General features: G+C 35.1%; 7 protein-coding genes. All 7 read right to left on the reverse strand.

What is annotated here, in order from left to right; translation table 11 throughout:
- Positions 1-203: 203 nt before the first annotated feature.
- On the reverse strand, positions 204-473 hold the full coding sequence (locus ACIQ0D_RS10180) for a zinc ribbon domain-containing protein (RefSeq protein WP_395805263.1): 270 nt from the start codon (positions 471-473) through the stop codon (positions 204-206).
- 265 nt (positions 474-738) lie between these two features.
- Entirely contained in the window at positions 739-1,623 is an 885-nt protein-coding gene (locus ACIQ0D_RS10185) for a sterol desaturase family protein (protein ID WP_395805265.1), read from the reverse strand.
- Between the two features lie 93 nt (positions 1,624-1,716).
- Positions 1,717-3,216 carry a cryptochrome/photolyase family protein gene (locus ACIQ0D_RS10190; RefSeq protein ID WP_395805267.1) on the reverse strand — a complete coding sequence of 500 codons (1,500 nt, stop codon included), beginning with the start codon at positions 3,214-3,216 and terminating at the stop codon, positions 1,717-1,719.
- 277 nt (positions 3,217-3,493) lie between these two features.
- Positions 3,494-4,546: a flavin monoamine oxidase family protein gene (locus ACIQ0D_RS10195; protein WP_395805269.1), complete on the reverse strand. Its 1,053-nt coding sequence runs from the start codon at positions 4,544-4,546 to the stop codon at positions 3,494-3,496.
- A gap of 16 nt (positions 4,547-4,562) precedes the next feature.
- On the reverse strand, positions 4,563-5,183 hold the full coding sequence (locus tag ACIQ0D_RS10200) for a YdeI family protein (protein WP_395805270.1): 621 nt from the start codon (positions 5,181-5,183) through the stop codon (positions 4,563-4,565).
- Between the two features lie 12 nt (positions 5,184-5,195).
- Positions 5,196-5,603, reverse strand: coding sequence for a VOC family protein (locus ACIQ0D_RS10205; RefSeq protein ID WP_395805272.1), 408 nt, complete (start codon positions 5,601-5,603; stop codon positions 5,196-5,198).
- Between the two features lie 199 nt (positions 5,604-5,802).
- On the reverse strand, positions 5,803-7,299 hold the full coding sequence (locus ACIQ0D_RS10210; RefSeq protein WP_395805274.1) for a deoxyribodipyrimidine photo-lyase/cryptochrome family protein: 1,497 nt from the start codon (positions 7,297-7,299) through the stop codon (positions 5,803-5,805).
- Positions 7,300-7,669 lie beyond the last annotated feature (370 nt).

A 7,669-nucleotide genomic window follows, 5' to 3' on the forward strand; every position in this document is an offset into this window, starting at 1 on the left:
TAAAAATCACCTTCAGATATTGTGCACTCATTTAGCACACAATATCCAAGGGATCTTCCTCTCCTTTCCCGGTTGGTATTTTAATGTTTTGGATGGAATAAATCAGATAAAAATATTGAAGCGTTTTTTATTTTGATTGGGGATACCCTTTATCTGATTTTTATAAAACTCTGATTATGATTGTTTTATATAATTGATTTAAATTATTTTTCGGAAAACACTCTCCATCTATTAAGTTTCGGGATTTTATTTAGTGAAGACTCAATGATTTTTGAAGGTATATTCATTTTTTCCATTTGCGTTTCTACGATATCAAGCATTTTTGCGAGACTTAAGCTGGGGTCTTTGAAAAGGCCATTTTCATAGCAATAAATACAGTATTCATTACTTCTAGATCCGTTTTTTTCAGTCCCTTTTACATGATCAATTTCAAGTGGCATACTGCAACTTTGGCAGAGTAATTTACTTTTCATTTTTGTAGCTATTTAATATACAATCTGATTCGTTTTTGTTGAATCAACAAGAAAATAGGCATTAACATTTTGATATGAAGCTGTTAAATGCTTTTGGGAATATCTTAAGGGTATAACAATGCTATTGTGAAAAGGTTTTAATGGGTACAAAAATAATTACGATTAAACAGTTAGGTGTAAAGCTCACCCTAAAATCAATTAAACTCTGAACTCTTTGTGGAATTCCTTTTGCCCTTTGTTGTTAAAAAACAACAAATAGTTAATTTCATTTCCCTTTAAAGATTCTTCTAAAAGGTTCTATATTTTGTCCCACAAAGTCTTCAGGAAATTTTTCTTCATCGGGCAAGCCTACAGGTAGGTTCTCGTCATTTGAAGGCCAATAATGTGTGCCAAAAATATAGTCCCAAACACTGAGCGTTATGCCATAGTTAAAGCCGTTTGGGTGATTCTCAGGAAGTTCCTTAGCATGATGCCAGAGGTGCATTTGTGGTCCGTTGAAAATATATTTTAACTTCCCTAGGGGGATATTTAGATTAGCGTGGCCAATTTGACCTGCTACAAGCGTAAAAATGTGAACAATAAAAAAATCGCTAATTCCGAACCCAATCATGGCTAGTGGAATGTATTCAAGTGTGCGATAAAGAATATTTTCCATCCAGTGATAGCGTAGGAGGGCAGCAAAACCCATTTCTTTAGTGCTATGATGCACCTTATGGAATTCCCACATCCAATTTACATGATGATAAAGTCGATGGATATTCCATTGCATGAAATCGCGCAGTACAAAAATTATTAATAATTGTGACCATCCTGGGAGGCTGCCGACTTGAATTGCAACTAAATTTGAAATGCCGAACAAGCTCAGGAAATCATTAAAAGCTTGAACTGCAACCATTGAGACTGCATTATAGGCAATCAGTGAAAACAAGAAGTAATTCCAAAAAAGGTAAAAAATATCAAGCCAGAAATGATCTCGAATGAGGGCTTGATTTTTACGCCATGGAAAGGCAATTTCGGCCAAATAAATAAGTATGGAAGCCCCAAGCAGCCAATAAAAATAATTATGCCAGCTCGGATTCAGAATTTCATTGATAAAGTAATTTGCATAGCCAGTATAGCCATCCATTAATACTTTGAAGTACTTATCCATAGTACAATTTGGAGATTTAAATGTTATTTTTTTGTAAAAAGCTAATTCAAAATGCTTTGATTATCCGCAAGGTCTGTAATTAAAAATTAGCGATCAATGATTAATCTTAATTATTTTCATGTCCTCTAGGTATTTTTCTGCAATCTCATGAACCCGTATTTTTTTACTCTCTTCCCATTTATCGAAAGTTCTGACAAGCATGCTTAGTCTCGGGTTTTTCAAGAAAAACACTCTCTGCTTATCTAAAAATCGCCAAAATAGAGCATCCCAAATCTCTTGCCATTCACCCTTTGGATAATCACTCATTTTCATTAAATAATTACTTCCGCTTACATAGGGCTTTGACGACATGAGTCCGCCATCTGCAAACTGACTCATCCCATACACATTTGGAACCATTACCCAATCGTATGCATCGATAAATAATTCCATAAACCAACGGTAAACTTCATCCGGATCAAATTCACAAAGCAACATGAAATTACCCAGGATCATAAGTCGCTCAATATGATGACAATAACCTGTTTTCAGGACTTTTTTAATGGTATCATCAATTGGTAAAATTCCTGTTGTTCCATTATAAAAACTAGCTGGGATTTTCTTGTCAAAAGCCCAAAAATTTTTGGTCCTTTCCTCTGTGCCCTTGCTGATATAAACCCCACGAATAAATTCGCGCCAGCCAATTACTTGCCTGATAAAGCCCTCCACAGAATTGATTGGGAGGCTGTTTTTTCTACTATAATCTATTAATTGAGTGATAATTTGATCGGGGGTAAGGAGGCCTATGTTGAGCATTGGGCTTATGACACTATGATTAATGATGATTTCATACCTCAAAATGGCATCTTCATAATCCCCAAATTCGGACATCCTTTTTTCTAGAAATTGTTGAAGCCATTTCTCACTTGTTTCAAAACCTGTGGGATAATTAAAATCAGTGTTTAACTCACCAATATTATTGCTAAAGTGTTGATTAACATAGGCGTGCGCTTCTTGTGTAAGAGCATCCATTTCCGGGAAATCAACAGATACTATAGCCTTGTTTTTTGGATATTTCTTACGATTATCTATGTCATAAGTCCACTGCCCACCCTCCGGACCACCATGTTGATCAATTAAAATATTTCTGCGAATGCGTTCTTGTTTGTAAAATTCGGTCTGGAAGAATTTCTTTTTTGTCGGCTTAAAAAAAGTCTCTAAATCCTCATTGCTATTTAAAAACATAGGAGAGTCCAGGACATTGACTTGAATGTTTAGGGATTGGCAAGCGGTTTTTATGCGCTTTAATAGCCAATTGTCGCAAGGGTCGATTATGCTTATGGAAGTTAGTCCAGAGGCATGTAATTTTGGGATTAGGAGCCTTATATCCGATTCATTATCAGTTGATTGGATATAGTTTATAGAAAATCCCTTATCCAGCATGAATTTTTGATAAAACTTCATGCTGGCCCTATGAAATGCAATTTTTTGCTTGTGGAAATTGTATTGTTTGAAGAATAAAAACTCTTCAATCAAATAAATGGATCCTTCTAATTGAAAAAGTGGGTTAAACTGAAATAATTGATGCGGAAAAATGAGTTTAACGTTTTTCATTGGGGATTATAAATATTGTAGATCAAAATTATAAACGACAAAATTAATTTATTTTAAAGTAGAGACACACGGTCGTGTGTCTCTACTTAATTTTTGGTGATCCGTGGAGACACACGGCCGTGTGTCTCTAATTAATTTTTGGTGATCCGTGGATACACACGGTCGTGTGTCTCTACTTAATTTTTGGTGATCCGTGGAGACACACGGCCGTGTGTCTCTACGGATCTTCATCTTTGATTTCTTTCAAAGTTCTTGTGCTCATCTAAGTTTTTATTTTTTATATCTCCCTCACCACTCTCTTCGCCGCACAAATTGCACCTTCCATATATCCAGGGTAAATACTCGAAGTTTCTGTTGCAGAGAAGTATAGTTTTCCGTTTAAATAACTGTCTTGCAGTAATTTATGTCCGTTGTTTTGATGCGGTCTTTGTATAATTTGATTCGCTCCAGAAATAAATTCATCGGTCCATAGTTTATCAAAATAGGCTAGAGGTTTCATTATTTTATCGCCAAACAATTCATGCAATTGTTGTAAAAGCAATTCTTTTCTTAATTCCTGGCTATAATTGGAAGCTGCGCCACTTAAAAAACCCGTAAATCCAAATTTATTCTCTTCGAAATTGCTATGGTCATACATTTCGCTAACAATGCCGGTGTGGCTGTAGAGCATGCCTGAATGCCCATTTTTTCGCCAGAAGGCTTCATCATATTCTAAGACAAATTTGATAGATCCCGACATCCAGGTTTGCACATTTGAGAAAGTATGATTTACTTCCGAACCTAATTCTGGAAAATATTGAATGCTGTTAATGGCTAGCTGTGGCGGAATACAAACAATTACTTTTTCGGCATGAAATTCTTTTCCGCTAGTAGTTTCAATTAAAACTTCATGGTCTAATTCTTTGATTGCCTTAACTTTTGTATTTAGCTGGATGTTTTCTGAATTTATCCGATCGCTCAAGCTATCAATTAATGTTTGTGTGCCACCTGCTAAACGGTAGGAGGGTAATTCAGCTTCCGGGACAAAAAATTGTTGTGCAGGTTCAAATGATTTTGTTTTGAAAAATGAGATCCCTTTTGAGAACTGTGGATATTTTATCAATCCCAATTCATCAATTAGCGACAATAAATTGGGATGTATATCCGAAAACCATGTCGCGCCAAGCTCCAAGGGAGTTTTATTCAAACCTTTTATAGTTTGTATTCTTCCGCCTAAGCGCGATGAACCTTCTAAAATAATGGCATTGATATTTATTTTAGCTAATAAATAGGCTAGGGTTAAACCGCTTAAACCTCCGCCAATTATTACAACTCTTTGATTTGATTGCATGTATATTTCTCTTTATTTAACGGTCATTCAAGCCAATACCATTTAGTATTTGGGCTCTATATTTTTCAATCCTAGCAATTCGAGTTGCCGATTGTTTGGCTTGTGAAAAATGAATAATATAACCTCTTTGGCGACCAGGAGTTAGGGTGTAAAATGCTTTTTTGAATAGTTGGTCTTCCTCGAAGGCTTGCAATAACTCGATAGGAGCAGGCTCAGGAGTTGTAATAAGTGACACTTTTTTTCCGCTTTTTTCAATTTCCATGGCCTCAATGATGTATGAAATTAAAACATCAATCAATTTTTCAATTTGTTCTGGATTGGTGAATTTTGCAATTCTTCCCGATTGAATATTACCTTGTTGTCGGAGGATTTTATGTGGGTCACTTAATAAAGCACCTTTAAAAAAAGTCATATTTGCCGACTCTTTTAAGGCATTTACACTAATAATATTTTTACCAAGATGGGTATAAACAGGCACTCCCCACTTAATTTCTTCAATTAAACCCGATTCAAGTGCAATTTGTCGGAGGGTTTTCAATTCAGTTTGCCAATTATTGACTTTACATTTAGGCGTTGCACCATATTTACAACGCATACAACCATCAATAAGATATTGATCAAATGTGGATTTATTCATTTTGATTTAAAATTATTGCTGAATTTGACTTGGATCGGTAAACATAATTTCCCATTGATGTCCATCTAGATCAGCGAAACTATCATAATACATCCAACCATGGTCAACACTTTCTTTATAACGACTGGCACCGTTTTCTAAAGCATTTTTAACTAATTGATCTACCAATTCACGGCTCTTCACTTCAATTGCCACCAAAACTTGTGTTGTTGAAGTATCAGCAATAGATCGGTTAGTGAAGGTGCTAAAAAACTCATGGCTAATTAACATCGAGTAAATTAGCCCCTCATTTAATACCAAGCATAGCGCTTTCTCATCCGAAAATTGCTCATTAAATGAAAAACCAAGCTTAGTCCAAAATTCCCTCGTCTTTTCGAGGTTTTTGATTGGAAGATTCACATAAATGGATTTTATTTTCATGGCTTTAAATGAATTGTTGTTTCAAATTACGCTATTTTATTTATGTGAATGGGAATTTAATTCCAAAACCATCAGGAGCTAATTCTTTAAAATTAATTAATACTGTTGCTTATTAGAATGCTATTTGCATTTTTTGATACGTAATTATTTTATATTTTTTATACGTAATATTCTGTATAAATTATTTCTTACAATATTTTTATACCTTTTTTGATTGCCTTCTACCTTCAGTATTCACATGTTTTTTCAGAATTCTTTGTCCCTCTTTTTTTACTTCCGCCGTTTTTCTGAGGCTCCAGACTAAATCGCTTGCAGCTTTGCGACTAGTTTCAATATCTACAATGGGCTTGGGATAATCTTGATCAATTAGTACTCCATAAAGATTTTGTTCAATCAGGCTCATCTTCCAAGGTTCATGAACTAGGGTAGGGGGCACGTTTTTCAATTCAGGAATCCATGTTTTAATAAATACCCCATCTTCATCATGTTCTTGTGAGTTTTTTATGGGATTATAAATCCGGATGGTATTGATGCCCGTTACGCCAGATTGCATTTGCAATTGAGGGTAATGAATTCCCGGTTCATAATCTAGAAATTGACGAGCAAGGAAATGCAATTCGCGCCAATCTTGCCATAGATTAAAGACAAAAAAGGAGACTACCATAGCACGCATTCTAAAATTGAGGTATCCTGTGGCGACTACACAGCGCATGCATGCATCCACAATTGGGACTCCAGTTTTGCCTGTTTGCCATGCTAAAATAAAAGTCTCATTTCTGGGCTTTACCATTATGTCATAAGCCTTATTTACGTTCTCAAACTCCATACTGCACTCATCTTCAAACTTTTGCATGAAATGGCAATGCCAATGTAGGCGAGAGATGAAATTGGAAAGTGCTCTTTTATTTTCTGATTTCTGATAATGTTGAACTGTAAATTGATAGACCATCCGCATGCTGATGTTGCCATAGCTGAGGTAGGGTGAAATGCGGCTGCAAGATTTACGGCTTAAAGCAGGTTTGGAGATATGCTTAGAATAATTCTGGTATCGATCTTTTAAAAAACTTTGTAAATAGCGCCATGCCATGGATTCGCCACCTACTTGAAATGACTTATTTTCGGTGCTTATTTCTGGATTTAGCGCCGGACCTTTGAGAGATTCATGCAAAGTAGGATCTAATGCTAAAAAATTCCAGGTGCTTTCATCAATTAATTTGGGAGCGGCTTCCATGTGCTGCTTCCATAATTTTTCCCAATTCCTCCTAGATTTCAATTTTCTTACAACCCCATTGTGCTGGTATTCGGTCCATTGAATATTATTTTTCTGGCAAAATTTTTGAATCGCCAAATCCCGATCATAGGTTAATTTATTTCCAATCTCTTGATGCGAAAAAATATTTTTAATGTTGTAATGTACATTGATAGCTTCAAATACGGGAATTGCTTCCTGGTGAAAAACAGCGATTTGAGTGTTTAAGTCACTCAATTTGGCTTGCATTTCTTGTAAAGATTGATGCACAAATCGCCAATGCCTTACATCACTATCTTCAAAATGCATGACACTAGGTTCGAAGCAATAAATTAAAAGTATCGGGAGCTTTTGTTTTTGTGCGTAGAAAAGTGGCTCATGGTCGGTAAAGCGCAAATCTCTTTTGAACCATACAATGGCAATATCTTGCTTTTCTATGTTTTTCAATTGTGTTTTAATAAAATTCAGGTAAATGAGATTATGTAAAATTACTCTGATTTTTGGTTGAAGTGGACTATTTATTGTGAATAAAACTAATTTGAGTGTAATATTTCGTCTTTTTTATTCTAGACGATATTTAGGAGCGTTGGGGGGATATTATTGATTTAGATTTTTTTAATTTCAAGCTCGGATTTATGAAAATAATAGCCATAAACTTTCTTGGTGCAGTTTTTAGATTAAAGAACTAGCCTTATGGCTTAATTTTAGTTCAGATTGATTTAAGCTATAATTTTAAAAATTTAATTGAGCTTGAATTCTTAGTAAACTACCCTCTTGTAGATTATTGCGCCTTGAAAAATCTTCATACCTTCTTTCT

It is taken from the genome of Daejeonella sp., assembly GCF_044342615.1.
Classification (GTDB): Bacteria; Bacteroidota; Bacteroidia; order Sphingobacteriales; family Sphingobacteriaceae; genus Daejeonella.

Coding starts and splice junctions, on each gene's coding strand:
- ACIQ0D_RS10180 (WP_395805263.1), bottom strand. CDS start 473: ATGAAAAGTAAATTACTCTGCCAAAGTTGCAGTATGCCACTTGAAATT.
- ACIQ0D_RS10185 (WP_395805265.1), bottom strand. CDS start 1,623: ATGGATAAGTACTTCAAAGTATTAATGGATGGCTATACTGGCTATGCA.
- ACIQ0D_RS10190 (WP_395805267.1), bottom strand. CDS start 3,216: ATGAAAAACGTTAAACTCATTTTTCCGCATCAATTATTTCAGTTTAAC.
- ACIQ0D_RS10195 (WP_395805269.1), bottom strand. CDS start 4,546: ATGCAATCAAATCAAAGAGTTGTAATAATTGGCGGAGGTTTAAGCGGT.
- ACIQ0D_RS10200 (WP_395805270.1), bottom strand. CDS start 5,183: ATGAATAAATCCACATTTGATCAATATCTTATTGATGGTTGTATGCGT.
- ACIQ0D_RS10205 (WP_395805272.1), bottom strand. CDS start 5,603: ATGAAAATAAAATCCATTTATGTGAATCTTCCAATCAAAAACCTCGAA.